At 68.2% G+C, this 24,693-nt stretch carries 24 protein-coding genes and 2 pseudogenes; 14 read left to right on the forward strand and 12 right to left on the reverse strand.

Features of this window, described 5'->3' with window-relative positions:
- Window positions 1-158: 158 nt before the first annotated feature.
- The 6 genes from BN973_RS15500 to BN973_RS15525 form a co-directional block, all read right to left on the reverse strand.
- On the reverse strand, window positions 159-1,199 hold the full coding sequence (locus tag BN973_RS15500; RefSeq protein ID WP_036469146.1) for a hemolysin family protein: 1,041 nt from the start codon (window positions 1,197-1,199) through the stop codon (window positions 159-161).
- On the reverse strand, window positions 1,196-2,566 hold the full coding sequence (locus BN973_RS15505; RefSeq protein WP_036469147.1) for a hemolysin family protein: 1,371 nt from the start codon (window positions 2,564-2,566) through the stop codon (window positions 1,196-1,198). Before BN973_RS15505 ends, BN973_RS15500 begins: the two co-directional genes overlap by 4 nt.
- Before the next feature lie 213 nt (window positions 2,567-2,779).
- Entirely contained in the window at window positions 2,780-4,219 is a 1,440-nt protein-coding gene (locus BN973_RS15510) for a GuaB1 family IMP dehydrogenase-related protein (RefSeq protein ID WP_036469148.1), read from the reverse strand.
- 23 nt (window positions 4,220-4,242) lie between these two features.
- Entirely contained in the window at window positions 4,243-5,700 is a 1,458-nt protein-coding gene (gndA, locus tag BN973_RS15515) for an NADP-dependent phosphogluconate dehydrogenase (RefSeq protein ID WP_036469149.1), read from the reverse strand.
- 89 nt (window positions 5,701-5,789) lie between these two features.
- Window positions 5,790-6,740, reverse strand: a complete 951-nt coding sequence (locus BN973_RS15520; RefSeq protein WP_036469150.1) for a M56 family metallopeptidase — start codon at window positions 6,738-6,740, stop codon at window positions 5,790-5,792.
- 38 nt (window positions 6,741-6,778) lie between these two features.
- Entirely contained in the window at window positions 6,779-7,171 is a 393-nt protein-coding gene (locus BN973_RS15525) for a BlaI/MecI/CopY family transcriptional regulator (protein WP_036469151.1), read from the reverse strand.
- Window positions 7,172-7,493: 322 nt separating this feature from the next.
- Between BN973_RS15525 and BN973_RS15530 the strand changes: the two genes are divergently transcribed.
- Genes BN973_RS15530 through BN973_RS15560 form a run of 7 tightly spaced genes read left to right on the forward strand, consistent with a single transcriptional unit; the run spans window position 7,494 to window position 12,259 of the window.
- Complete coding sequence (locus BN973_RS15530) at window positions 7,494-7,916, forward strand: PaaI family thioesterase (protein WP_036469152.1); 423 nt, start codon at window positions 7,494-7,496, stop codon at window positions 7,914-7,916.
- 45 nt (window positions 7,917-7,961) lie between these two features.
- Window positions 7,962-8,264 carry an urease subunit gamma gene (locus BN973_RS15535; RefSeq protein WP_036472490.1) on the forward strand — a complete coding sequence of 101 codons (303 nt, stop codon included), beginning with the start codon at window positions 7,962-7,964 and terminating at the stop codon, window positions 8,262-8,264.
- Window positions 8,261-8,572: an urease subunit beta gene (locus BN973_RS15540; protein ID WP_036469153.1), complete on the forward strand. Its 312-nt coding sequence runs from the start codon at window positions 8,261-8,263 to the stop codon at window positions 8,570-8,572. Before BN973_RS15535 ends, BN973_RS15540 begins: the two co-directional genes overlap by 4 nt.
- Window positions 8,572-10,305 (forward strand): urease subunit alpha, encoded by a 1,734-nt coding sequence (locus BN973_RS15545; protein ID WP_036469155.1) that lies wholly within the window; start codon window positions 8,572-8,574, stop codon window positions 10,303-10,305. The genes BN973_RS15540 and BN973_RS15545 overlap by 1 nt, the downstream gene beginning before the upstream one ends.
- A 2-nt stretch (window positions 10,306-10,307) precedes the next feature.
- On the forward strand, window positions 10,308-10,943 hold the full coding sequence (locus BN973_RS15550) for an urease accessory protein UreF (protein WP_036469156.1): 636 nt from the start codon (window positions 10,308-10,310) through the stop codon (window positions 10,941-10,943).
- 10 nt (window positions 10,944-10,953) lie between these two features.
- The gene (ureG, locus tag BN973_RS15555; RefSeq protein WP_036469157.1) at window positions 10,954-11,628 is read left to right on the forward strand and encodes an urease accessory protein UreG; all 675 of its coding nucleotides are present in this window, start codon (window positions 10,954-10,956) and stop codon (window positions 11,626-11,628) included.
- Window positions 11,618-12,259: an urease accessory protein UreD gene (locus BN973_RS15560; protein ID WP_036469159.1), complete on the forward strand. Its 642-nt coding sequence runs from the start codon at window positions 11,618-11,620 to the stop codon at window positions 12,257-12,259. The genes ureG and BN973_RS15560 overlap by 11 nt, the downstream gene beginning before the upstream one ends.
- Here BN973_RS15560 and BN973_RS15565 read toward each other — a convergent pair.
- The 3 genes and pseudogenes from BN973_RS15565 to BN973_RS15570 all read right to left on the reverse strand — a co-directional run bounded on the left by BN973_RS15565 (window position 12,256) and on the right by BN973_RS15570 (window position 14,616).
- Window positions 12,256-13,644, reverse strand: coding sequence for an NAD(P)/FAD-dependent oxidoreductase (locus BN973_RS15565; protein ID WP_036469161.1), 1,389 nt, complete (start codon window positions 13,642-13,644; stop codon window positions 12,256-12,258). The genes BN973_RS15560 and BN973_RS15565 overlap by 4 nt on opposite strands.
- A gap of 176 nt (window positions 13,645-13,820) precedes the next feature.
- Window positions 13,821-13,937, reverse strand: a pseudogene (locus BN973_RS31710) (LLM class F420-dependent oxidoreductase); the annotation flags it as partial.
- Window position 13,938: 1 nt separating this feature from the next.
- Entirely contained in the window at window positions 13,939-14,616 is a 678-nt protein-coding gene (locus BN973_RS15570; RefSeq protein WP_036469163.1) for an SDR family oxidoreductase, read from the reverse strand.
- Between the two features lie 258 nt (window positions 14,617-14,874).
- Between BN973_RS15570 and modA the strand changes: the two genes are divergently transcribed.
- From modA to BN973_RS15605, 7 genes and pseudogenes are all read left to right on the forward strand, one after another.
- Complete coding sequence (gene modA, locus BN973_RS15575) at window positions 14,875-15,660, forward strand: molybdate ABC transporter substrate-binding protein (protein WP_036469165.1); 786 nt, start codon at window positions 14,875-14,877, stop codon at window positions 15,658-15,660.
- Between the two features lie 2 nt (window positions 15,661-15,662).
- Window positions 15,663-16,457 (forward strand): ABC transporter permease, encoded by a 795-nt coding sequence (locus BN973_RS15580; protein WP_139830297.1) that lies wholly within the window; start codon window positions 15,663-15,665, stop codon window positions 16,455-16,457.
- Between the two features lie 3 nt (window positions 16,458-16,460).
- On the forward strand, window positions 16,461-17,579 hold the full coding sequence (locus tag BN973_RS15585; protein ID WP_036469167.1) for a sulfate/molybdate ABC transporter ATP-binding protein: 1,119 nt from the start codon (window positions 16,461-16,463) through the stop codon (window positions 17,577-17,579).
- Between the two features lie 108 nt (window positions 17,580-17,687).
- Entirely contained in the window at window positions 17,688-18,695 is a 1,008-nt protein-coding gene (locus tag BN973_RS15590) for an alanine and proline-rich secreted protein Apa (RefSeq protein WP_036469170.1), read from the forward strand.
- A 77-nt stretch (window positions 18,696-18,772) separates the two neighbouring features.
- Window positions 18,773-19,072, forward strand: coding sequence for a GlsB/YeaQ/YmgE family stress response membrane protein (locus BN973_RS15595; RefSeq protein WP_036469173.1), 300 nt, complete (start codon window positions 18,773-18,775; stop codon window positions 19,070-19,072).
- Window positions 19,073-19,232: 160 nt separating this feature from the next.
- Window positions 19,233-19,512, forward strand: a pseudogene (locus tag BN973_RS15600) (GlsB/YeaQ/YmgE family stress response membrane protein).
- Between the two features lie 55 nt (window positions 19,513-19,567).
- Window positions 19,568-20,599 carry a zinc-binding alcohol dehydrogenase family protein gene (locus BN973_RS15605; protein WP_036469175.1) on the forward strand — a complete coding sequence of 344 codons (1,032 nt, stop codon included), beginning with the start codon at window positions 19,568-19,570 and terminating at the stop codon, window positions 20,597-20,599.
- A gap of 3 nt (window positions 20,600-20,602) precedes the next feature.
- Here the strand turns inward: BN973_RS15605 and BN973_RS15610 are convergent, their stop codons facing one another.
- Genes BN973_RS15610 through BN973_RS15620 form a run of 3 tightly spaced genes read right to left on the reverse strand, consistent with a single transcriptional unit; the run spans window position 20,603 to window position 24,687 of the window.
- Window positions 20,603-21,376, reverse strand: coding sequence for a CPBP family intramembrane glutamic endopeptidase (locus BN973_RS15610; RefSeq protein ID WP_051641281.1), 774 nt, complete (start codon window positions 21,374-21,376; stop codon window positions 20,603-20,605).
- A gap of 37 nt (window positions 21,377-21,413) precedes the next feature.
- Window positions 21,414-23,792, reverse strand: coding sequence for a phosphoketolase family protein (locus BN973_RS15615; RefSeq protein ID WP_036469179.1), 2,379 nt, complete (start codon window positions 23,790-23,792; stop codon window positions 21,414-21,416).
- A 46-nt stretch (window positions 23,793-23,838) separates the two neighbouring features.
- The gene (locus BN973_RS15620) at window positions 23,839-24,687 is read right to left on the reverse strand and encodes an SDR family oxidoreductase (RefSeq protein ID WP_036469182.1); all 849 of its coding nucleotides are present in this window, start codon (window positions 24,685-24,687) and stop codon (window positions 23,839-23,841) included.
- Window positions 24,688-24,693: the final 6 nt, after the last annotated feature.

The raw sequence follows: 24,693 nt of genomic DNA on the forward strand, positions 1-24,693 counted from the left end.
GGGCTTCGCCGTGGGCTTCCCGACGGGCCCTGGGGAGCGCCTTCTGGCAACGCATGTTCCGCCGCCGCACCCTGCCCTTCGCCCCATAGTGGACCGGCGCCGTTCAATCATACGGGCTGGACGGGGCCCTCTTTTCCGCGCGGGCCCGGCCGATGCCGTCACTGCGCGTCGCGCATGCTGCCGACCAGATCCTCCATCAGGTCCTCCATCGCCACCATCGCCACCACGCCGTGGCCGTCGGTGACGAGCGCCAGATGGCTGTTGGTGCGACGCATCCGTGACAGGGCATCGGCCAGCGGCAACGTGATGCTCACCCGCGGCAGCGGGCGCACCAGCGACAGATCGATGACCGTCTGCGGATCGTCGCCGAGCGGCAACATGTCCTTGATGTGCAGGTATCCGATGAACCGGCCGTCGGCGGCCGCGACCGGGAAGCGCGAGTAGCCGGTCTGCGCGAGGGCGGCTTCGACGTCGCCGATCGTCGGCCCGGACCCCGGGGCCGCCACCGGCACCGCCCGCACGTCGTCGAGCGCGACGGCCACATCGCCGACCACCCGGCTGCCGATCTGCAACGCCCGGGTCAGCCGGGTGTGTTCCTCGGGGTCCAGCAGGCCTTCGGAGACCGATTCGGCGATCATCGCGCTCAGCTCGTCCGGTGAGACCGTGATGTCGAGTTCGTCTTTGGGTTCCACCCGCACCAGGTGCAGGATCGCGTTCGCGCACTTGTTGTAGAAGACGATGAACGGCCGGGCCACCCGCACGTAGGCCAGGTACGGCGGCACCAGCAGCATCGCGGTGCGCTCCGGGCCGGCCAGCGCGATGTTCTTCGGCACCATCTCGCCCAGCAGCACGTGCAATGTCACCACCAAGGCCAGCGCGATCACGAACGACAACGTGTGCCGCACCGCCAGCGGTATCCCGGTCAGCCCGAACGCCGAATGCAGCAGGTTGGCGACGGCCGACTCGCCGATGCGCCCGAGCAGCAGCGAGGCGACCGTGACGCCCAGCTGCGAGCCGGCCAGCATCGAAGCCAGCTGCTCACCGGCACGGATCACGGTGACCGCTCGCTTCTTGCCTTGTTCGGCCAGCGCTTCGAGCCGGTCGCGCCGCGCCGAGATCAGCGAGAACTCCGCGCCGACGAAGAAGGCGTTCGTTGCGATCAGCAGGATCGCCAGCAGCACTCCGAGCGCGTCGTTCATCGTTGACCGCGCTCCGCGGATGTTTCCGGACGGGTGCTCAGTTCGGTCAGCTCGAGCAGATCGATCCGCCGGCCGTCCATCCGAACCACCGTCGCCTGCCAGCGAATTGCATTGTCCAACAGGCCGTCTCCGTCGAGCGCCGTCAGCTCGACGGTTTCGCCGACCACCGGGATGTGGCCGAGCTCGCGCAGCACCAGGCCGCCGATCGTTTCGTACGGTCCTTCCGGCGCCCGGTAGCCGGTGGCGGCGGCCACCTCGTCGGTGCGCAGCAACCCCGACACCTGCCAGCCGTTGCCCGCCGCCACGACATCCGGTGTGGCGTCGTCGTGTTCGTCGCGGACGTCGCCGACGATCTCTTCGATCAGGTCCTCGACCGTCACGATCCCCGCGGTGCCGCCGTATTCGTCGACGACCATCGCGGTCTGCAGTGGGTTGGCCCGGATCTCGGCCATCACCGCGTCACCGTCCAGGGTCGACGGCACCACCGGCACCGTCTGCACGAGCGTGGTCAGCAGCGTCGAGGCGCGCTCGGCCCGAGGAACGTTGAACACCTGCTTGACGTGCACGATGCCGATGGTTTCATCGAGATCGCCGTCGACGATGGGGAAGCGGGAGAACCCCGATTCGGCGGCCGTGGCGATCAGGTCGGCAACGGTGTCGTCGGTCTGCAACGCCACGATTTTCGACCGCGGCGTCATCAACTCCTCGGCGGTCCGGGCGCCGAACTGCAGCGACCGCCGGACCAGCGCGGCCGTGGCGGGATCCAGCGCACCGGCGCGCGCCGAGCTGCGCACCAGCGAGAGCAACTCCTGCGGTGAGCGCGCCGACCGCAGTTCCTCGGCCGGCTCGATGCCCATCTTCCGCACGATCCAGTTCGCCGCGCCGTTCGTCAGCCGGATCACCGGAGTGAACAGCAGCGAGAACATCAGCTGAAACCCGGCGACGGCACGCCCGGTCGACAGCGGCCGCGCCACGGCCAGGTACTTCGGCACCAACTCGCCGAAGACCATCGACACCGACGTCACGATCACCATCACCATGAACGCCGTGATCCCGTCGGCCATCGAATCTGACACGCCAAGGGCATCCAGCCACGGGTGCGGCAGGTCGGCGACCATCGGTTCGGTCAGGTAGCCGGTGATCAGCGTGGTGATCGAGATGCCCAGTTGTGCGCCCGACAGCTGAAATGACAGCCGGTCCTGGGCGCGCTGGATGTAGCGGTCGCGTCGACCGCCCTTGCGGGCGTTGGCCTCGACGGTGCTGCGGTCCAGTGCGGTCAGCGAGAACTCGGCCGCCACGAATACCGCATTGCCGAAGATGAGCACCGCGATGGCGAGCACGCTGACGAGGGCGACGGTGAGGTTCATGAGGGCGTGGCTATCGCGATGGCCCGGGAGACGGCGGTCGAGCGGGTGTCCGCTTCGCCCGGAAGCCGACGGGCTGGACGGGTGCCTGCGGCACGTCATCCCTTTCGCTTGATGCCGCGCAGCGCATTGCTGCGGGCGGGCAGAACCAGAGATTCACATGGTAGCGAACACATCTGGCTCAAGGGCTACGGCGTGCCTTCCGCAGGACCGGTATCACCAGCCCAGCGGCAACGGGTGGCCCTCGGCGAAGCCCGCGGCCGACTGCACCCCGACGACGGCTTGCTCGTGCAATTCCGCCAGGGTCGAGGCACCGAGGTAGGTGCAGGTGCTGCGCAGGCCCGAGGTGATGTGGTCGATCAGGTCCTCGACGCCGCCCCGGTCGGGGTCCAGCTCCATCTTCGACTTGGAAATGCCCTCCTCGAACAGCGCCTTGCGGGCGCGGTCGAACGCGCTGTCGGCGGCGGTGCGGGCCACCACGGCCCGCTTGGACGCCATGCCGTAGCTCTCCTTGAACGGCCGGTCGTCGCGGTCGCGCATCAGGTCGCCGGGCGACTCGTAGGTGCCGGCGAACCACGACCCGATCATCACGTTCGAGGCCCCGGCGACCAGCGCCAGCGCGACGTCGCGGGGATGGCGGATCCCGCCGTCGGCCCAGACGTGTCCACCGAGTTCCCTTGCGGCAGCGGAACATTCGAGTACCGCAGAGAACTGCGGGCGCCCGACGCCGGTCATCATCCGGGTGGTACACATAGCGCCGGGCCCGACGCCGACCTTGACGATGCTGGCCCCGGCGCCCAACAGGTCCCGGGTGCCGTCGGCCGACACCACGTTGCCCGCCGCCAGCGGCAGACCCAGCTCCAGCGACGCCACGCAGCTGATCGCGTCCAGCATCCGTTGTTGATGCCCGTGCGCGGTGTCGATGACGAGCATGTCGACGCCGGCCTCGGCCAGCGACCGGGCCTTGGCCCCGACGTCGCCGCTGATGCCCACGGCCGCGCCGACGCGCAGCCGGCCCACCGCGTCGGTGGCCGGGGTGTACAGGCCGGCGCGCACCGCACCCGTGCGGGTCAGCACGCCGGCGAGCTTGCCGTCGGCGGCGGTGACGACGGCGACCTCGATCGGGGCGTGATCGAGTAGGTCGAAAATCTTGCGCGGCTCGGTGCCCAGCGGGGCGCTGACGAAGTCCGACACGGCCACGTCGCGAACCCGGGTGAAGCGGTCCACTCCCACGCAGGACGCCTCGGTGACCAATCCGATGGGGCGGCCCTCGAAGACCACCACCGCGGCACCGTGCGCCCGCTTGTGGATCAGCGCCATCGCGTCGGACACGGAGTCGTCGGGGGACAGCACGACCGGGGTGTCGAGCACCAGGTCTCGGCTTTTGACGAACTCCACCGTCTGGCGGACGGCCGTGATCGGGAGGTCCTGCGGCAGGATCACGAGGCCCCCACGCCGCGCGACCGTCTCGGCCATCCGGCGTCCCGCCACCGCCGTCATGTTGGCGACGACCACCGGAATCGTCGTGCCGGAGCCGTCGCTGGTGGACAGGTCGACGTCGAACCGCGACGTGATGTCGGACCGGTTCGGCACGATGAAGACATCGTTATAGGTCAGGTCGTAACCGGGCCGCCGGTCGCCGTTCAGAAACTTCATCGCACTTGCTGAGCCCCCTTTGGCTAGACCGGCACTTCGCTGCGGTCGCCACTCCAGAGTGTATGGAACCGTTTGCCCGGGTCCTCGTCGATGCGCCCGTAGGTGTGGGCGCCGAAGAAGTCGCGCAGGCCCTGGGTCAGCGCGGCGGGCAGCCGTTCGGTGCGCAGGGCGTCGTAGTACGACAGCGCCGAGGCGAATCCGGGGATCGGAATGCCCAGCCGCGTGGCGGTCACCACGACGCGGCGCCAGCTGTCGATCGAGGCCTCGATCGCCTCGCGGAAGTACGGCGCGACGATCAGCGACGGCAGGTCGGGGTTCTCGTCGAAGGCGTCTTTGATGCGGTTGAGGAACTTGGCGCGGATGATGCAGCCGCCGCGCCAGATGGTGGCCATATCGCCGGGGGTGATGTTCCAGTCGTACTCGATGCTGCCGGCCTGGATCTGATTGAAGCCCTGGGCGTAGGCGATGATCTTCGATGCGTACAACGCGCGGCGCACATCCTCGGTGAACTGTGTTGCATCGGATGGCTTTTCGCCGAGATCGCCGGAGGCCAGCCCGGTAGTGGCCTTGCGCTGGGCCACCGACCCGGACAGGGCGCGGGCGAAGACCGCCTCGGCGATACCGGTCACCGGCACTCCGAGGTCGAGGGCGGATTTCACCGTCCAGCGGCCGGTACCCTTCTGCTCGGCCTCGTCCAGGATCAGATCCACCAGCGGCTTGCCCGTCTTCGCGTCGGTCTGTTTGAGCACCTCGGCGGTGATCTCGATCAGGTAGCTGTCCAGGTCGCCGGAGTTCCACTCGGCGAACACGTCGGCGATCTCGGGTGCCGACCTGCCCAGCCCGTCGCGCAGCAGCTGATAGGCCTCGCCGATCAGCTGCATGTCGGAGTACTCGATGCCGTTGTGGACCATCTTGACGAAGTGACCGGCGCCGTCCGGGCCGATGTGGGTGCAGCACGGCACGCCGTCGACGTGCGCGGAGATCTCCTCGAGCAGCGGGCCCAGCGACTTGTACGACTCGGCCGGCCCGCCGGGCATGATCGACGGTCCGTTCAGCGCGCCCTCCTCGCCGCCGGAGATCCCGGCGCCGACGAAGTGCAGCCCGCGTTCCCGAATCGCCTTTTCGCGGCGGATGGTGTCGGTGTAGAGGGCGTTGCCGCCGTCGATGATGATGTCGCCTTCTTCCATGGCATCGGCGAGCTCGTTGATCACCGCGTCGGTGGGGTCACCCGCCTTGACCATGATGATCACCCGGCGCGGCTTCTCCAGCGCATCCAGGAATTCCGCGATGGTCTCCGAGCGGACGAAGTTGCCCTCGTCGCCGTGCTCTTTGAGCAGGGCATCGGTCTTGGCGATCGAGCGGTTGTGCAGCGCCACGGTGTAGCCGTGGCGGGCGAAGTTGCGGGCGAGATTCGAGCCCATCACGGCCAGGCCCGTAACGCCGATCTGCGCGGTGCCGGTCTTGGAATTCGACGAACTCATGTCTTCGCCTCTCAGGTTGGGCAACGTTTTCCGTCACACTGTGGCACAGCGGAGTTCCGGTCCGCCAAAGGGATTCGCCGTGCGCCGCGCTAGAGGTTGAACAGTCGCTTGAGCTCGGTGAGCCACGGCACCGCCAGCGCGATGGTGGGCACCACCAGAACCGCGGCCGCGGCCAGGTAAGCGGCCGCGGACAGCATCACGCTGTTGCCGCGCCCCGACAGTCGGCGCACCCGCACCACGGTGCTGGGACCACCCGCGGCCAGCGCACCCGACGGCGCCCGCCCGCCCGCACAGGCGACCAGCGCGCGGGCCAGGGGAGTGCGCCCGGCCGCACGCACCGCGGCGTCGTCGGCGAGCAGCTCCACCAGCAGCTGCACCGCGCCCAGCGCATTGGAGCTGCGGACCAGCCGCGGGAACGCGGCGTGCACGGCGGTGAACGCTTCCAGAACCAGGTCGTGCCGGGCGCGCAGGTGCGCCCGCTCGTGAGTCAGGATGGCCGAGACCTCGTCGTTGTTGAGCGTGGTCAGCGTGCCTTCGCTGACCACGACCCGGCTGCGCACTCCGGGCAGGCAGTAGGCCAGCGGTTCGGCCACATCCAAGACGCGCAGGTCACGGGCGCGAGCACAGGGTTGCGCGAGGGCCGCGTCGTGCCCGACCCCGACCAGGTCGACCACCATCCGGTGGTGTGCCCGCCGGCGCCGATTGGCGATGGCGACCCGCAAGACCGCGACCACCAGGCGCACACCCACCAGCACGGTCAGCGCGAAGGCGGCGATGTAGGCCGTCCACAACGGCCAACCGAGCCGCCCGGCCGCCCCGACGATGCTGGCCGTGGGCCGGCCGTCGGGGCCGGGCATGAGGATTCGGGTGGCGATCGCGATACCGGCGCTGAACGCCGAGAGCACGGCGGCCACGGCGATGGCTTGCCACAGCACCATCGCTGCTCGCGGGGCGCGCAATGGCCAGGACGCCCGGGCTAACAGGGCTGGCGTGGGACCAATCAGCAGCACCGCGAGGAAGGTAAAGGCCAACGCGGACACCTCACTAGTGTCCCTCAGGGCGCCGGTCTAGCGCCAGCTCATGGCGTATTGCGTTGATTTGCTTCCAGTTCGGCGAGCGCGCGCCGCAGGGCCTCGGCCTCGTCAGCGCCGACACGCTCGACGAAATGCACCAGCGCGGCCTGCCTGCCGCCGGAGTCCTCGGCCTGGGACAGCGCGTCCACCATCAGGCCGGCGACCAGCTCGTCGCGGGCCTGCACGGGTGCGTAGCGGTGCGCCCGGTCGTCGCGGATCTGCGATACGAGGTTCTTCTTGGCCAACCGCTGCAGCACGGTCATCACCGTCGTGTAGGCGAGGTCGCGGCGCGCCGACAAGGCCTCATGCACCTGGCGGACCGTCTGCGGTTCGGGTGTGGACCACAGGTGGTCCATCACTGCGCGTTCCAGGTCCCCCAGCCGTGTCAGCTTGGCCATAGTTCGTTCATCTCCATCAGCGTTGAAACCAGCGTACTCCGGCTTACTACCGGCAGTCGTAAAGACAGCCGGCCAAATCGGCATCCGACCGTGGATACACGTGCACCCGGTCTGCGTGGTTCACACACTACCCCTTGCAAAGTTAGGACAGCCTTGCCTATACTCAAGGAGGTCGAGCCAAACAGACCGCCGGAGTGTCCTGAGGGCTGCAGTGACCCCCGGTCTACTCGATCGGCGAGCCCCGTGCCTCCGGGCACGGGGCTCGCCTGTTCTTTGTCGGCTCTACGCGACCGACCGTTGGCGATGGTGTAGACAACAGAGCGTGCCAACGTCGCCAGACGCGGTGATCCCACCGGGTTTCACCGCACCATTCGATACCGAGCTGGGCCTGCGATTCACCGAACTCAGCCCCGACGGCGCCCGCGCCCAGCTCGAGGTCACCCCCAAATTGCTGCAGCCGATGGGCCTGGTCCACGGCGGTGTCTACTGCGCGATGGTCGAGAGCATGGCCAGCGTGTCCGCCTACACCTGGCTGGCCAGCCAGGGCGGCGGCGAGGTGGTGGGTGTGAACAACAACACAGACTTCCTGCGGTCGATCGGCTCGGGAACGGTCCACGGCGTCACCGAACCGATTCACCGCGGCCGGCGCCAGCAGTTGTGGTTGGTCACCATCACCGACGACGACGAGAAGGTCGTCGCCCGCGGGCAGGTGCGGCTGCAGAATCTCGAGCCTCGCCAACGCTGAGCGGAGCCAGGCGGTTCCCCCAACGGCATGGCAGGATTTCAGACCATGCGCCTGACGCCACACGAGCAGGAGCGGCTCCTACTGTCCTATGCCGCCGAATTGGCTCGCCGTCGCCGCGCCCGCGGCCTGCGGCTCAACCACCCCGAAGCCGTCGCCGTCATCACCGACCACATTCTCGAAGGCGCACGCGACGGCCGCTCGGTTGCCGAGCTGATGGCCAGCGGACGCGACGTGCTCGCCCGTGACGACGTGATGGAGGGGGTGCCGGAAATGCTGGCCGACGTGCAGGTCGAAGCAACGTTCCCGGACGGCACGAAGCTTGTCACCGTACACCACCCGATCGCATGATTCCCGGCGAAATCCTGTACGGCAGCGGCGATATCGAGATCAACGCGGATGCCCCGCGCCTGGACATGCAAATCCTCAACACCGGCGACCGCCCAGTGCAGGTGGGTAGCCACGTCCATCTTCCACAAGCCAACTCGGCGCTGTCGTTCGATCGCGGCGCGGCCCACGGCTACCGGCTGGATGTGCCCGCCGCCACCGCGGTTCGCTTCGAACCCGGTGTGGCCCAACATGTTCAGCTAGTGCCACTGCAGGGGAGCCGCGAGGTGTACGGGCTCAGCCTGAACCCGCCCGGACGGCTGGACCGCTGATGACGCAGCTGTCTCGGCAACAGTACGCCCAGCTGTACGGCCCCACCACCGGCGATCGAATCCGGCTGGCGGACACCGACTTACTGGTCGAAATCACCGAAGACCGCAGCGGCGGACCGGGATTGGCCGGGAACGAGGCGGTGTTCGGCGGCGGCAAAGTATTGCGCGAGTCGATGGGCCAGGGGAGGGTGTCGCGCGCGGAAGGCGCACCCGACACCGTGATCACCGGCGCGGTGATCATCGATCACTGGGGAATCATCAAGGCCGACATTGGTATTCGCGACGGCCGGATCGTCGCACTCGGCAAGGCCGGCAACCCCGACACGATGGCGGGTGTGCATCCGGATCTGGTGGTCGGGCCCAGCACCGAAGTCATCGGGGGAAACGGCCGCATCGTCACCGCGGGCGCCGTCGACTGCCATGTGCATTTGATCTGCCCGCAACTGATGTCCGAGGCCCTCGGGGCCGGGATCACGACGATCCTGGGCGGCGGCACGGGTCCCGCCGAGGGCAGCAAGGCCACCACCGTGACGCCGGGCTCCTGGCACCTGGCCCGGATGCTCGAGGCGCTCGACGGTTGGCCGGTGAACTTCGCGTTGCTGGGCAAGGGTAACACCGTCAACCAAGAGGCGCTGTGGGAGCAATTGCGCGGCGGCGCTTCGGGTTTCAAGCTGCACGAGGACTGGGGCGCCACTCCGACCGCGATCGACGCCTGCCTGACGGTCGCCGCCGCCGCCGGGGTACAGGTGGCGTTGCACACCGACACCCTCAACGAGATGGGCTTCGTGGAAGACACGCTGGCCGCGATCGCCGGCCGCTCGATCCACACCTATCACACCGAGGGCGCCGGTGGCGGCCACGCTCCCGACATCATCCGGGTCGCCGGCCAGCCCAACGTGCTACCCAGTTCCACCAACCCGACCCGCCCGCACACGGTCAACACCCTCGACGAGCATCTGGACATGTTGATGGTCTGCCATCACCTCAACCCACAGGTGCCCGAGGATTTGGCCTTCGCCGAGAGCCGGATTCGGCCGTCGACGATGGCCGCCGAGGACCTGCTGCACGACCTCGGCGCGATCTCGATGATCGGAAGCGACTCGCAGGCGATGGGCCGCATCGGAGAGGTGGTGCTGCGCACCTGGCAGACCGCGCATGTGATGAAGCGCCGTCGCGGGGCGCTGCCCGGCGACCCCTCTGGTCCTCGAGCCGCCGACAATCTGCGAGTGCGGCGCTACATCGCCAAATACACCATCTGCCCGGCCATCGCGCACGGGCTCGACGGCGAGATCGGCTCGGTGGAACCGGGCAAGCTCGCCGATCTGGTGCTGTGGGAGCCGCAATTCTTCGGTGTCCGCCCGCACGCGGTGCTCAAGGGCGGCATGATCGCCTGGGCGGCGATGGGCGACGCCAACGCGTCCATCCCCACCCCGCAGCCGGTGCTGCCGCGTCCGATGTTCGCCGCCGCGCCGGCGGCAGCAGCGGCCACGTCGGTGCATTTCGTTGCGCCACAAGCGATCGAGGCTGGGCTGGCCGACAGGATCGCGGTCAACCGGCGGTTGGTCGCAGTACGCAACACCAGCGGGATCGGCAAGACGGCGTTGCCGCTCAACGATGCGCTGCCCGACATTCAAGTCGATCCGGATACCTTCACCGTGCGCGTCGACGGCGAGGTCTGGCACGAGCAGCCGCCCGCCGCGCTGCCGATGGCACAACGCTATTTCCTGTTCTGAAAATGTCCGCACTGGCGACGCTGCTCACCCTGTCCGATTCGCGACTGCCGGCCGGCTCCCACGTGCATTCCGGTGGCGTGGAGGAGGCCGTCACCAGCGGCCTGGTGCGCAATCTGGACACGTTAGAAGCGTTCTTGCACCGCAGGATTCGCAGCCACGGGTTGGTGACGGCATCGGTCGCAGCGGCGGTCCACCGCGGTCAGCTCGACGCCGAGCAGGCCGATCAGGAGACCGATGCGCGCACCCCGGCACCCGCGGCCCGACAGGCGTCGCGCAGCCAGGGCCGCGGGTTGGCCAGGCTGGCCCGACGCGTCTGGCCCGATGCCAGCTGGGACGACCTCGGCCCACAGCCGCACCTTGCCGTCGCGGCCGGGCGGATCGGTGCCGTGAGCGGCCTGACCCCCGAGCAGAGCGCGCTGGCGATCGTCTACACCACGATGACGGGCTCGGCTAGGGCGGCCCAGCGGCTGCTCGCCCTTGATCCGGCCGATGTGGCGGCGCTGACGTTCCGGCTGGCGGCGCTGTGCGAACACACCGCCGCCCAGGCGTGCCTCGGCCTGGCTGATTTGTCGGACCCGTTGCTCGACACCTTGGCCCAGCGCCACACCGAACGCGAGCGACCCCTATTCGCCTCCTGAAAGACATGACATGCCAGCACATTCCCACAGCCATCCGCATCCGCACGCCGAGCGGCCGAAGCGCACCAGGCAGCCGGGGGAGCCGCTGCGCATCGGAGTCGGCGGCCCGGTCGGCTCCGGAAAGACCGCGCTGGTCGCCGCGTTGTGCCGGCAGTTGCGTGACGAGCTGTCGCTGGCGGTGCTGACCAACGACATCTATACCACCGAGGACGCGGACTTCTTGCGCAAGCACGCGGTGCTGCCGAACGACCGGATCGCGGCCGTGCAGACGGGCGGTTGCCCGCACACCGCGATTCGCGACGACATCACCGCGAACCTCGATGCGATCGACGACCTGATCGCCGCCCACGATGCGCTGGACCTGATCCTGGTCGAGTCCGGCGGCGACAACCTGACCGCGACCTTCTCCTCCGGCCTGGTGGACGTCCAGATCTTCGTCATCGACGTCGCCGGGGGCGATAAGGTGCCGCGCAAGGGTGGCCCGGGGGTGACATACTCGGACCTGTTGGTAATCAACAAGATTGATCTTGCTCCGCTGGTGGGCGCCGACCTCGACGTGATGGCACGCGACGCCGACGCGGTGCGCGACGGGCGCCCGACGGTATTGCAGTCGCTGACCGAGGACCCAGCCGCCACTGGCGTACTGGCCTGGGTGCGCACCCAGCTGAGCGCCGATGCATTCTGAGGTCTTGCTGGTCGCGTCGCGTCAGCGGTTTCCGCGCATCGAGTGCAGCGGCGGCATCCAGGCCCGTTGCACCGCGCCCGATACGGTACACCTGGTATCGGCGGCCGCCATCCCGTTGGGCGGCGACACCATCAGCGTCCGGATCGTCGTCGAGGCCGGCGCGGTGTTGAAGCTGCGTAGCGCCGCCGCCACCATAGCCCTGCCCGGGTTGAAAACGTCGACGTCACATGCCGATTGGGACATCGAGGTGAGTGGAAGTCTCGACGTCGATCTTGAGCCCACGGTCGTGGCCGCCGATGCGCGGCATGTGTCGACGGTGGTGTTGGTCCTGCGCGACGACGGCCGGGTGCGCTTCCGCGAGCGGGTACAGATCGGCAGATGCGGTGAGCGCGACGGGTTCTGGTCGGGATCGCTATGGGCCGACCGGCAGGATCGCCCGCTCTTGCGGCACCGGCTGGAATTGGGCGCCGGGTCGATCGCCGACGACGGCATTGCCGCACCGCGGGCAACGATCAGCGAATTATGCTACCCAGCAACAGAATCCACGGTGGCACCGAGCGAATCAACCGTTCTGGCGTTGGCCGGTGGCGGGACGCTGAGCACGTGGCAAGCGGAGCGGCTGGTCGGCTAGCTGGCGGCCCGGGTCGTCTCGGCCTCGCGGGCCTCGGCCGCCAACTCGGCCAGCTGTTCGAGCCGAGTTCGGGCAAAGGCCTGCTGGTCGGTGATGGTCAGCTGACCACGCCGGGTGCTCAGGAACGTCACCGTCCACGAAAGCATCGTGGTGATCTTGGTCTTGAACCCGATCAGGTACACCAGGTGCAGCACCAACCACATCAGCCAGGCGATGAAGCCGCTGAACTCCAGCGGGCCGATCTTGGCCACCGCGGAAAATCGCGACACCGTGGCCATCGAACCCTTGTCGAAGTACTGGAACGGCTCACGCTGGGTGGGGTCGGCCCCGGCGAGTTCTGCCTTGATCGCGTTGGCGACGTACTTGGCGCCCTGGATCGCGCCCTGCGCGACACCCGGCACGCCCTCGACGGCGGCCATGTCACCGACGACGAACACGTTCGGGTACCCGGGGACGGACAGGTCGGGCAGCACCTTGACGCGCCCGGCCCGGTCGAGTTCGGCGGGGGACTGCTCTGCGATGTCGCGACCGAGCCGGCTGGCCTGCACGCCGGCCGACCAGACTTTGCACGCGGATTCGATACGCCGGATGGTGCCATCGGCATCCTTGACCGTGATGCCATTGCGGTCCACGTCGGTGACCATGGCGCCCAGCTGGATCTCGACGCCCATCTTCTCCAGCCGCGCCTTGGCCCGCTCGCCAAGCTTCTCGCCCATCGGCGGAAGCACCGCCGGGGCGGCGTCGAGCAGGATCACCCGTGCCTTCGTCGAATCGATATGCCGGAAGGCGCCTTTCAAGGTGTACTCGGCCAATTCGGCTATCTGCCCTGCCATTTCGACGCCGGTCGGACCGGCGCCGACAACGGTGAAAGTCAGCAGCTTCTTGCGGCGCTCGGGATCGCTGGACCGCTCCGCCTGCTCGAAGGCGCTCAGGATGCGGCCGCGCAACTCGAGTGCGTCATCGATCGACTTCATCCCGGGCGCGAATTCGGCGAAGTGGTCGTTGCCGAAGTACGACTGGCCGGCACCGGCGGCGACGATCAGGCTGTCGTAGGGAGTTTCGTAGCTGTGGCCGAGCAACTCCGAGACCACGGTTTGGTTGGCCAGATCGATGTGGGTGACATTGCCCAGCAGCACCTGGACGTTGCGCTGATTGCGCAGCACCACCCGGGTCGGAGGGGCGATTTCACCCTCGGAGATGATCCCGGTGGCGACTTGGTACAGCAACGGCTGGAACAGGTGATGCGTGGTGCGGGCGATCAACTTGATGTCGACGTCGGCCCGTTTGAGTTTCTTTGCCGCGTTGAGTCCGCCGAATCCCGATCCGATGATGACAACTCGGTGTCGTCGCTTCGGTTCAGCTGTAGCTTCCTGCTGAGGGCTCATTACTTTGGATGCTCCTGGTGGGGCGTCGTGGTGCGCGGTTTCAGTTAGCTATAACGCTAGTCATCCCGCCGCCGCGAAACCCAGGTAGTAAGCCTGTGCAATCAACCACACCAAGCCGTTACCGCTGGTCGCACCAACGTGATTCGCGTCATGTCCGACGCTGACTGCGACCTCGGTTACATACCGAACAGCGGCCGCAGCGCTTCGGCGGCGGTGGTGATGACACCTGGTGTGTACCCATGTGCGGCGAGACTAATGATCACACCGCCGACCCCGACGTCGAGAACGTACGCTCTAGGCGAAACGCGCGAGCGCGCCGTGGCTGACATGCAGCGTCTGGCCGGTGATGTGCCGGGCCGCCGGGGTCGTCAGGAACAGCGCCAACCGGGCGACCTCGTCGGCGACGGACGGCGGTGTGCGCGAAAGGCCGTCGTATCCGGCCTGGGCGCTGCGGCCGCTGGCCAGCGCGTTGACCGTGATCCCGCGGGTCCCGAAAACGCCGGCCTGTCCGGAGATCCAGCTCGACAGCGTGGCTTTGATCGCGGCGTCGACGCTGGCCGCGGGCGGGTTTTCCGGCACGACGCTGATGATGGAACCACCGGAGCGCAGGTGGTCACCGACGGCTTGCACCGTCAGCACCGCCGACAGCACGGTCGCCTCGAGGGAGCTGCGCCACACCGCTGCGGTGTCGGACAGCGAGTAGGTGCGCGGGTCGCCGTCGCTCCAGCCGCTGTCGGGCACGTTGACGATGGTGTCGAGGTGGTGGGGGAACAACCCACGAGCCTCTTCGAGGCTGGCCGGGTCGGTGGTGTCGCAGACGATCGCGTCGACGTCCAGTTCTTTGGCGGCGACCTCGAGGTCGCTGCGTCGCGCACCCACGAGGGTCACCCTGTGACCGCCATCGCGAAATCCCTCGGCTACTGTGCGCCCCAGATCCGTGTCGCCGCCGGTGACCAGCACCTCCACTGCCATGACCTCCTCGTGTTCGACATCGAACCCAGACCCTGGCAATCACCAGCGGTAACGCTCTGCTCGGCGATGTGAACGTGGTTCCGATGGTGTCACGCCGCAGGGCCGATGCCTGGGATCTCAGCGCGTATGGCGTCAATCTACGTCGAATGTTACTGGACAGTAGCTCTAAGGGGAAACTAAGGACGCCGCGACGCGCGGACAATTTTCGATAACTGTTTGGTCGTCACTGCTTAACCCACCGCAGGCTAGGGTCTGACCATGCGTCGGATCGGGGTCCTGGCCGGGTTGGTATCCACGTTGCTCGTCGCGGGTGTGGGGGCGTGTAGTTCGAAGGCGCCGTCGTCTTCTCCCGCTCAGTCGTCGTCCGCGCCGGGTTCGATCATGGTGTTCGCCGCGGCCTCGCTCAAGCCCGCGTTCACCCAGCTCAGTCAGCAGTTCAAGGCCGACAATCCGGGAAGCGGCGTGGAATTCGAGTTCGCCGGCTCCTCCGAACTCGCCACGCAGCTGACTCAGGGGGCGACCGCCGATGTCTTTGCGTCGGCGGACACCGCTCAGATGGACACCGTCGTCAAGGCCGGGTTGCTGGCCGGGAACCCGACGAATTTCGCAGCCAACACCCTGGTCATCGTCACGGCGCCGGGCAATCCGAAGCACATCGGCTCCTTCGCCGATCTGGCCAAGCCGGGCATCAGCGTGGTGATCTGCCAGCGGCCGGTGCCCTGCGGGGCGGCGACCCAACGCATCGAAGACAGCACCGGCGTGCACCTCAACCCGGTCAGCGAGGAACTCAGCGTGACCGACGTCCTCAACAAGGTCACCACCGGTCAGGCCGACGCCGCGCTGGTCTACGTCACCGACGCCAAGAGCGCAAAAGACAAGGTGGCGACGGTCAACTTTCCCGAGGCCGCGGGCGCCGTCAACGTCTATCCGCTCGGGGTGTTGAAGAAGGCGCCGCAAGCGGCGACGGCGCAGAAGTTCGTGACCCTGGTGACGTCCGACGCGGGTCGGCAGATCCTGGCGCAGTTCGGCTTCGCCAAACCCTGACCGTGCGCCGACCCACGAATCTGCCCCGGTGGGTGTTTGTTCCCGCCGCCACCGGCGCCGCCTTCGTGGTGTTGCCGCTGCTGGCGATCGCGATCAAAGTTGATTGGCCGAACTTCTGGTCGCTGATCACCAGTTCGTCGTCGAGGACGGCGCTGCTGCTCAGTCTCAAGACCGCGGCCGCGAGCACGGTGCTGTGCGTGCTGCTGGGCGTGCCGATGGCGCTGGTATTGGCCCGCAGCACGACGCCGCTGGTGCGGCTGCTGCGGCCGCTGATCCTGCTGCCGCTGGTGCTGCCGCCGGTGGTGGGCGGCATCGCGTTGCTCTACGCGTTCGGCCGCCTCGGACTGATCGGGCAGTACCTGGAGGCGGCCGGAGTCAGCATCGCCTTCAGCACCACCGCCGTGGTGCTGGCGCAGACCTTCGTCTCGTTGCCGTTCCTGGTGATCTCCCTCGAGGGCGCTGCCCGCACCGCGGGATCCAACTACGAGGTAGTTGCGGCCACGCTCGGGGCACGACCCAGCACGGTGTGGTGGCGGGTCACCCTGCCGCTGCTGCTACCGGGCCTGATGTCCGGCGCGGTGCTGGCGTTCGCCCGTTCGCTGGGGGAGTTCGGCGCGACGCTGACCTTCGCGGGTTCCCGGCAGGGCGTCACCCGCACCTTGCCGCTGGAGATCTACCTGCAACGGGTGAGCGACGCGAATGCCGCTGTGGCACTGTCGATTCTGCTGGTCGCGGTGGCCGCGCTGGTGGTACTCGGCCTGGGTGCGCGCCGGCTGACCGGGACAGACGCGAGGTAGCCGGTGAGCGAGTTGCAGCTTCGCGCGGTCGTGGCTGACCGCCAGCTGGATGTGGAGTTCTCGGTGTCTGCCGGCGAGGTGCTGGCGGTGCTGGGGCCCAACGGGGCGGGCAAGTCGACCGCCCTGCACGTGATCGCCGGGCTGGTTCGCCCCGATGAGGGCGTGGTGCGGCTGGGGGATCGGGTGTTGACCGACACCGCTGCCGGGGTGGACGTGGCGACGCACGACCGCCGGGTCGGGCTGCTGCTGCAGGATCCGTTGCTGTTCCCGCACATGAGCGTCGCGGCCAACGTGGCGTTCGGGCCGAATAGTCGTCGCGGCTTTCTCCGCTCCTCCACGCAGAAGCAGACGGCCCTGCGCTGGCTGGGCGAAGTGGACGCCGAGCAGTTCGCCGACCGCAAACCACGGCAGCTGTCCGGCGGTCAGGCGCAGCGGGTGGCGATCGCGCGGGCGCTGGCCGCCGAACCCGATGTGCTGCTGCTCGACGAGCCACTGACCGGCCTGGACGTCGGTGCCGCAGCGGCCATCCGGGCGGTGTTGCGAACGGTGGTCGCCCGCAGCGGCTGCGCGGTCGTCCTGATCACCCACGACCTGCTGGATGTGTTCACCCTGGCGGATCGGGCGCTGGTGCTCGAGGCGGGGAAGATCTCCGAAGTCGGGCCGGTGCCCGAGGTGCTCACCGCGCCGCGCAGCCATTTCGGGGCCCGCATCGCCGGCGTCAACCTCGTCAACGGAACCATCGGGCCGGACGGCGCACTGCGGACCCGCTCCGGTGCTCGCTGGTACGGAACCCCGGCCGAGCATCTCGGCGCGGAGCTGACCAGCGGCCAAGAAGCGATCGCGGTGTTCCCGCCGACGGTGGTGTCCGTGTACCGAGACCTGCCGCATGGCAGCCCCCGCAACTGCGTCGACCTCACCGTCGCGGAACTCGACATTCGCGGACCCGCCGTCGTGGTACGCGGTGCACAGCAGCCGGACGGAGCCCCGGGTCTGGCCGCCGAGATCACCGTCGACGCCGCCGCCGAGCTGCGGCTGACACCCGGGGAGCGGGTGTGGTTCTCGGTCAAAGCGCTCGAAGTGGCGCTGTATCCGGCCGCACCCCGACACCCCGACCGGCGGTGAACTGCGTGGACTCCGCGCAGGTTGCGCTCCGGCAACATCGGGAAAACCGCCTCGCATCGCCCGCACGGCACCCTTGCGTCACAGCGGTAACACGGTAGGTTCGTCGCCATGGATCAGGTGGACTCCAACTCGACACGTCGCAAAGGTTTGTGGGCGACGCTGGCGATCGCCACGGTGACCAGTGCCAGTGCCGTCACCTTCGCGTTGCCGGCCCCCGCGAACGCCGATCCCGAGGTCCCGACTCCGGTTCCGGCAACGACCACCGCGCCGCCCCCGGCCGGGGCACCCGCGCCGACCACCGCCGCGCCCGCGCCCGGCGCACCGGCACCCGCGGGGCAACCGGCACCGGGTGACCCGAACGCGCCGGTTCCGCCGCCGCCCCCGCCGGTCGATCCGAACGCGCCGCCTGCGCCACCGCCCGTCGACCCCAACGCCGCCCGGATCACCAACGCCGTCGGCGGGTTCAGCTACCTGCTACCCGGCGGCTGGGCCGAGTCGGACGCGTCGCACCTCGACTACGGCTCGGCGCTGCTCAGCAAGATGATCGGTCCGCCGCCGCAGCCCGGTCAGCCTGCGCCGGTCGCCAACGACACGCGCATTGTGATGGGTCGCCTGGACCAAAAGCTTTATGCCAGTGCAGAAGCCAATGACGCCAAGGCCGCCGTCCGGCTGGGCTCGGACATGGGTGAGTTCTTCATGCCGTATCCGGGCACGCGGATCAATCAGGAATCCGGCCCGCTCACCGGTGCCAACGGGATCACCGGCAGCTCGTCGTTCTACGAGGTCAAGTTCAGCGATGCCAGCAAGCCCAACGGCCAGATCTGGACGGGCGTCGTCAGCGCTCCGAATGCGGCGACCGCCGGACCGCCCCAGCGCTGGTTCGTGGTGTGGCTGGGGACCGGTAACAACCCGGTGGACAAGGTCGGGGCCAAGGCGCTGGCCGAGTCGATCCTGCCCTTCACCGCGCCGCCGGCGGCGCCGGCTCCGGGTGCTCCCGCGCCGGCTCCAGGCGCTCCGCCACCGGCTCCGGGAGCCCCCGCGCCGGCCCAGGCGCCCGCGAGCGAGGTCACTCCGACTCCGAGCCCGGCACCGCAGCAGACATCGTTTACTGCCTAGCCACAAACGGGGTATACCGCTACGACAGCCCGGAATTCTAGGCTGAGCTCTGGCAGCCGAATCGCAAGGAGACTCGCATGGATGTCATGGCAACAGCCGAGTATCTGGCCCGATCGACCACAACGACGAGCGTCGGCGTGATTGGTTACATCATCATCGGCGGCCTGGCAGGGTGGGCCGCGGGCAAGCTGATGAAAGGGTCCGGGTCCGGAATCTTGATGAACATCGTGATCGGTGTCGTCGGCGCACTGATCGGGGGCTTCTTGCTGAGCTTCTTCTTCGACACCGCGGCCGGCGGCTGGATCTTCACCTTCTTCACCGCGCTGCTGGGCTCGGTGATCCTGCTCTGGATCGTCGGGATGGTGCGCAAGAGCTGAAGCCGCCTGTGGCAAATGACGAGCGGTGGTCCGCGGGCAGGCTGCTGGTCTCCGGCTTGAGCCGAATTCCGGCAGCAGAAACGCTATTTCGCCGAGACGGTCGAGTCGGCTCCGACGGGGTATACGGCCACGTCCCTCTGCCAGTTAGAAGAAGCCGGTCATGGTCATGCACATCATCTGGCTGATCGTCCTGGGTCTGATCGTCGGCCTGGTTGCGCGGCTGTTGGTGCCGGGCAAGCAGGCCGATGGGCTGGGTCGCAACCGCGCTGCTCGGCATCGTCGGCTCGTACGTCGGCGGCACGCTCGGAAGCGTGGTTTTCCCGCCTCACCATTTCAAGATCACCCCTCCGATCAACCACGCATTCTTGGGTGCGCTGGTCGGCGCGGTGATCCTGTTGCTGATCTACAAGTTCGCCACCTCCCGCACCAAGACGTTGTAGAGACAAGGTCTTTGGGCCCCTGCGCATCGACGAGGCGCAGCGGCATGATGGGGTGATGGCTTCGGCGGCGACGATGAACGCGTGGCGGGTGCGCCGGCCCGGCCCGATGAACACCGACCCGCTGCAGCGGGTGACCACCGAGGTGCCGCGACCGGCGCCCTCGGAATTGCTGGTGGCTGTGCTTGCCTGCGGGGTGTGTCGCACCGACCTGCACGTCACCGAGGGCGACCTGCCGGTGCATCGCGAGCACGTCACCCCCGGCCACGAAGTCGTCGGGGAAGTCGTCGAGGTCGGCTCAGAGGTCGGCACGGACGCCGGTGACGAATTCAAAGTAGGCGACCGGGTCGGCATCGCCTGGCTGCGCCACACCTGCGGGGTGTGCAAGTACTGCCGGCGTGGCGACGAGAACCTGTGCCCCCAGTCCCGCTACACCGGCTGGGATGCCGACGGTGGATACGCCGAATTCGCAACGGTGCCAGCGGCTTTCGCTCACCGTCTGCCGGGCGGTTACAGCGACAGCGAGCTCGCGCCGTTGTTGTGCGCCGGCATTATCGGATACCGCTCGCTGCTGCGCGCCGAGCTACCGCCGGGTGGCCGGCTGGGCATCTACGGCTTCGGCGGCAGCGCGCACATCACCGCGCAGGTCGCGTTGGCCCAAGGGGCCGAGCTGCACGTGATGACCCGCGGTGAGCGGGCCCGGGAACTGGCGCTCGAACTTGGTGCGGCCTCGGCGCAGGGGGCCGCGGATCCGCCACCGGTCCCGCTGGACGCCGCGATCCTGTTCGCCCCCGTCGGCGAGCTGGTGCCGCCCGCCTGCGAAGCGCTGGATCGCGGCGGCACGCTGGCGATCGCCGGGATTCATCTGTCGGATATCCCGGCGCTGAACTATCAGCGTCACCTGTTCCAGGAGCGCCAGATTCGCTCGGTCACCTCGAACACCCGGGCCGACGCGCGGGAATTTCTCGACTTCGTGGGACGCCATCGCGTCGAGGTGACGACGCCGGAATACGCACTCGATCAAGCCGATCAGGCGCTCAGCGATCTGGCCGCCGGGCGCATCGCGGGCGCCGCGGTGCTGCTGGCCTAGCGGTTAGGTCGACAGATGCCAGACCAGGGCCGCGGCCAACGCGCCCAACCCGTTCAATGACCAGTGCAGCGCGATCGGCGCGATCAGGCTGCCACTGCGCCGGCGCAACCAGCTGAACACGAACCCCGCGCTGCCCGTCGCCAGCACCGCCAGCGTCACCCCGGCGACCATCCCGACGAACCCGCCGCCGAACAGCCGGGTGAACCCGACGTTGTTGCTGGTCAGCCCCAGCGAGGTCGCGACGTGCCACAAGCCGAACAGCAACGAACCGACCAGCGCCACGCCGCGAAATCCCCACGCCCGATGCAGCGCGCCGTGCAGCACGCCCCGGAAGGCCAGCTCCTCGGGGATCACGGTCTGCAGCGGAATGATGACCATCGAGGCGATCAGCGCGCCCGAGACCGTCGCGTAGTGGTGGTTCAGGAACATCGGCCGCGTGATCGGCAGCAGCACTCCGACGCCGATCACCGACGCCACGACGGCCACGGCGGCCAGCGCGTAACCCAGCCCGGAGCGCCAGTGCTCGCGGCCCAGCCCGAGGTCGACCCAATCGAGACCGGTCGCGCGCATCAAGACCACCAACCCGACGGCGGCCACCGGCACCGTCGCGACGCTCGCCCACGGCGTGGTGAAGTGCGCGATCAGGTTCGTTCCCACCAGCACGGCGACGACCACGCCGATGTCGAAATACAGTCGCAGCCGGTGCAGCGCCGACAACTGCGACACCACCGGGTGGAGGTCAACGGCATCGAAAGCGGTTGCAACGGGCTCAGACATCGCCGCCGAGTTTACCTGCGCGTGGTTGCCGCCCAGGTCAGATCGACTCCCACTTCCAGTGCGCGATCCGCGGGTCGTCCTCGCCGTGCACGCGGGTGTAGCGGCGGGCGTCCAGCCGCGCGTCGACCATCCGCTGGCGCAGCAGCGCCGCCCGGCCGGCCAGGCCGTCCACCCGGTCGATGACGTCCATCACCAAATGGAAGCGGTCGAGATCGTTGAGCATCACCATGTCGAACGGCGTCGTCGTGGTGCCGCGCTCCTTGAACCCGCGCACGTGGATGTTCGCGTGGTTGGCGCGGCGATAGCTCAGCCGGTGGATCAGCCACGGATAGCCGTGATAGGCGAAGATGACCGGCTTGTCGCGGGTGAACAACGCGTCGAATTCCCGGTCCGGCAACCCATGTGGATGCTCGGAGTCCGGCTGCAGGCGCATCAGGTCGACGACGTTGACCAGCCGCACGGCCAGGTCGGGCAGCTCGCGACGCAGGATGTCGGCGGCGGCCAACGCCTCTTGGGTCGGGATGTCGCCGGCACACGCCAGCACTACGTCGGGTTCGCCTTTGGCGGTGCTGGCCCACTCCCAGATCCCCAGGCCGCGGGTGCAGTGCGCGACCGCGTCGTCCATGTCGAGGTAGGCCAGGGCGGGTTGCTTGCCGGCGACGATGACGTTGATGTAGTCGCGGCTGCGCAGGCAGTGGTCGGCCACCGACAGCAGGGTGTTGCCGTCCGGCGGCAGGTAGACCCGCACGATCTCGGCGCGCTTGTTGGCGACCAGGTCGATGAAGCCGGGGTCCTGATGCGAGGCGCCGTTGTGGTCCTGGCGCCACACGTGCGAGCTCAGCAGGTAGTTCAGCGACGCGATCGGCTGCCGCCAGGGCAGCTCGCGGCTGGTGGACAGCCACTTCGCGTGCTGGTTGAGCATGGAGTCGACGATGTGCACGAACGCCTCGTAGCAGTTGAACAACCCGTGCCGCCCGGTCAGCAGGTAGCCCTCCAGCCAGCCCTGGCACAGGTGCTCGGAGAGCACCTCCATCACGCGGCCGTCCGCCGCGAGCCCCTCGTCGTCGGGCTCGGTTTCCGACAGCCACACCTTGTCGGTGGACTCGAACACGGCCGACAGCCGGTTGGAGGCGGTTTCGTCGGGCCCCATCAGCCGGAAGCGGTCCGGGTTGCGGGTGATCACGTCGCGCAGGAAGGTGCCCAGCACACGGGTGGCTTCGTGCATCGACGCGCCCGGGTTCTCGACCGGCACCGCGTAGTCGCGGAAATCCGGCAGGTCCAGCTCGCGCAGCAGCACGCCGCCGTTCGCGTGCGGATTGGCGCTCATCCGCCGCGGGCCCCTCGGCGCCAGCTCGCGCAGCTCCGGGCGCAGCGCGCCGTCGCCGTCGAACAGCTCGTCGGGCCGATAGCTGCGCAGCCACTCTTCCAGCTGCGCGCGGTGCGCGGGGTTGTCGTGGGTCTCGGCAAGCGGCACCTGGTGTGCGCGCCAGGTGCCCTCGACGCGCTTGCCGTCGACCTCCTTGGGCCCGGTCCAGCCCTTCGGAGTGCGCAACACGATCATCGGCCATACCGGGCGGTCGGTCTGATCGCCGTCGCGTGCCGCGCGCTGAATGGCGGCGATGTCGTCGAACGCGTCGTCGAACGCGGCGGCCAGCTCCCGGTGCACGGCGGCCGGATCGTCACCGGCGACCGTGATCGGCCGGTATCCGTAGCCGCGCAACAGCGATTCGAGTTCGGTGTGCGGGATGCGGGCCAGCACGGTCGGGTTGGCGATTTTGTAGCCGTTGAGGTGCAGGATCGGCAGCACCGCGCCGTCGACGGCCGGGTTGAGGAATTTGTTCGAGTGCCAGCCGGCCGCCAGTGGACCGGTCTCGGCCTCGCCGTCGCCGATCACGCACGCGACCACCAGATCGGGGTTGTCGAACGCCGCGCCGAACGCGTGCACCAGCGCGTAGCCGAGTTCGCCGCCTTCGTGGATCGATCCCGGGGTCTGCGCGGCGACGTGGCTGGGGATGCCGCCGGGAAAGGAGAACTGACGGAACAACTTTCGCAGCCCCTCGGTGTCCTCACCGATGCCGCTGTAGATCTCGGTGTAGGTACCTTCCAGGTAAGCGTTGGCGACCAGGCCCGGGCCGCCGTGTCCGGGCCCGGTGATGTAGATGACGTTGGCGTCGCGGTTGCGGATGATCCGGTTCAGGTGCGCGTAGATCAGGTTGAGCCCGGGCGTGGTGCCCCAGTGCCCCAGCAGCCGCGGTTTGACGTGCTCGGCCACCAGCGGCTCTTTGAGCAGGGGATTGTCCAGCAGATAGATCTGCCCGACCGACAGATAATTGGCGGCGCGCCAATACTTGTCGATCAGGGTGAGTTCGTCGTCGGAGAGTGCTTCGGGCGCTATTGTCGGGGTTTGCCGGCTCACCTGCCCGATTCTCCGCGCCGCCGCGCAGCGTCGCTAGGAGCGAAAGTCACTCCTGGCCGCGAGCGCGGGACTCGTAGGCCTTGCGTTTCGCGAAATCGACGTCGTCGGTGAAGACGTGCTCGCCGCCGAGGAGGCGGCTGATGCCCTCCGAGACCGAGCGCGGCATGAATTTCTGTGAGGCGATGATCGCGCCGGCCAGCTTGGTGACGCGCACCCGCGGTTTCGGGCGACCGACCAGCCTGACGATCGCATCGGCCACGTCGGAGGGCTCGGCGTTTTCGACGCCCTTGACCCCGGAGGTCCCGGCGATGAGTTCGGTGTTCACGAACGTCGGCATCACCAGTGAGAACTTCATGCCCGTCGAGCGGTATTCGATGCGCGCGGCGTCGGTGAAGCCGACCACGGCGTGCTTGCTGGCGCAGTAGGTCGCCGCCCCGGGGACGTAGGACTCGCCAGCCAGGGAAGCGACGTTGATGACGTGTCCGCGCTTGCGGGGGGCCATGCGCTCGATGGCCAGCTTGGTGCCCAGGATCACGCCGTAGACGTTGATGTCGAGCACGCGGCGGGTAACCGAATCCGGCTCATCGCCGACCCGGCCGAGCGGCATGATGCCCGCGTTGTTGACCAGCACGTCGATCGGGCCCAGTTGACGCTCCACCGCATCGAGGAATTCCGAAAACGAATTCCGTTCTGTCACATCGAGTTTTCCGTACACGTCGAGGCCGATCGCCGCGCCGGACTCCTTCACCTTCACCTCGTCGATGTCGCCGATCGCGACCTTGGCGCCCAGGTTGTGCAAAGCGGTCGCGGTGGCCAGGCCGATTCCCCGTGCGCCGCCGGTGATCACGATGACCTTGCCCCGGACTTTGCGGCCGATGGATGCGGTGTCTGCCATCTCCTC

It is taken from the genome of Mycobacterium triplex, assembly GCF_000689255.1.
GTDB classification, from domain to species: Bacteria; Actinomycetota; Actinomycetes; order Mycobacteriales; family Mycobacteriaceae; genus Mycobacterium; species Mycobacterium triplex.

Excerpts from the sequence above, each read along its gene's own strand:
- BN973_RS15500 (WP_036469146.1), bottom strand. The coding sequence starts at position 1,199 with ATGAACGACGCGCTCGGAGTGCTGCTGGCGATCCTGCTGATCGCAACG.
- BN973_RS15505 (WP_036469147.1), bottom strand. The coding sequence starts at position 2,566 with ATGAACCTCACCGTCGCCCTCGTCAGCGTGCTCGCCATCGCGGTGCTC.
- BN973_RS15510 (WP_036469148.1), bottom strand. The coding sequence starts at position 4,219 with ATGAAGTTTCTGAACGGCGACCGGCGGCCCGGTTACGACCTGACCTAT.
- gndA (WP_036469149.1), bottom strand. The coding sequence starts at position 5,700 with ATGAGTTCGTCGAATTCCAAGACCGGCACCGCGCAGATCGGCGTTACG.
- BN973_RS15525 (WP_036469151.1), bottom strand. The coding sequence starts at position 7,171 with ATGGCCAAGCTGACACGGCTGGGGGACCTGGAACGCGCAGTGATGGAC.
- BN973_RS15535 (WP_036472490.1), top strand. The coding sequence starts at position 7,962 with ATGCGCCTGACGCCACACGAGCAGGAGCGGCTCCTACTGTCCTATGCC.
- BN973_RS15540 (WP_036469153.1), top strand. The coding sequence starts at position 8,261 with ATGATTCCCGGCGAAATCCTGTACGGCAGCGGCGATATCGAGATCAAC.
- BN973_RS15545 (WP_036469155.1), top strand. The coding sequence starts at position 8,572 with ATGACGCAGCTGTCTCGGCAACAGTACGCCCAGCTGTACGGCCCCACC.
- BN973_RS15550 (WP_036469156.1), top strand. The coding sequence starts at position 10,308 with ATGTCCGCACTGGCGACGCTGCTCACCCTGTCCGATTCGCGACTGCCG.
- ureG (WP_036469157.1), top strand. The coding sequence starts at position 10,954 with ATGCCAGCACATTCCCACAGCCATCCGCATCCGCACGCCGAGCGGCCG.
- BN973_RS15560 (WP_036469159.1), top strand. The coding sequence starts at position 11,618 with ATGCATTCTGAGGTCTTGCTGGTCGCGTCGCGTCAGCGGTTTCCGCGC.
- BN973_RS15565 (WP_036469161.1), bottom strand. The coding sequence starts at position 13,644 with ATGAGCCCTCAGCAGGAAGCTACAGCTGAACCGAAGCGACGACACCGA.
- BN973_RS15570 (WP_036469163.1), bottom strand. The coding sequence starts at position 14,616 with ATGGCAGTGGAGGTGCTGGTCACCGGCGGCGACACGGATCTGGGGCGC.
- modA (WP_036469165.1), top strand. The coding sequence starts at position 14,875 with ATGCGTCGGATCGGGGTCCTGGCCGGGTTGGTATCCACGTTGCTCGTC.
- BN973_RS15590 (WP_036469170.1), top strand. The coding sequence starts at position 17,688 with ATGGATCAGGTGGACTCCAACTCGACACGTCGCAAAGGTTTGTGGGCG.
- BN973_RS15595 (WP_036469173.1), top strand. The coding sequence starts at position 18,773 with ATGGATGTCATGGCAACAGCCGAGTATCTGGCCCGATCGACCACAACG.
- BN973_RS15605 (WP_036469175.1), top strand. The coding sequence starts at position 19,568 with ATGGCTTCGGCGGCGACGATGAACGCGTGGCGGGTGCGCCGGCCCGGC.
- BN973_RS15610 (WP_051641281.1), bottom strand. The coding sequence starts at position 21,376 with ATGTCTGAGCCCGTTGCAACCGCTTTCGATGCCGTTGACCTCCACCCG.
- BN973_RS15620 (WP_036469182.1), bottom strand. The coding sequence starts at position 24,687 with ATGGCAGACACCGCATCCATCGGCCGCAAAGTCCGGGGCAAGGTCATC.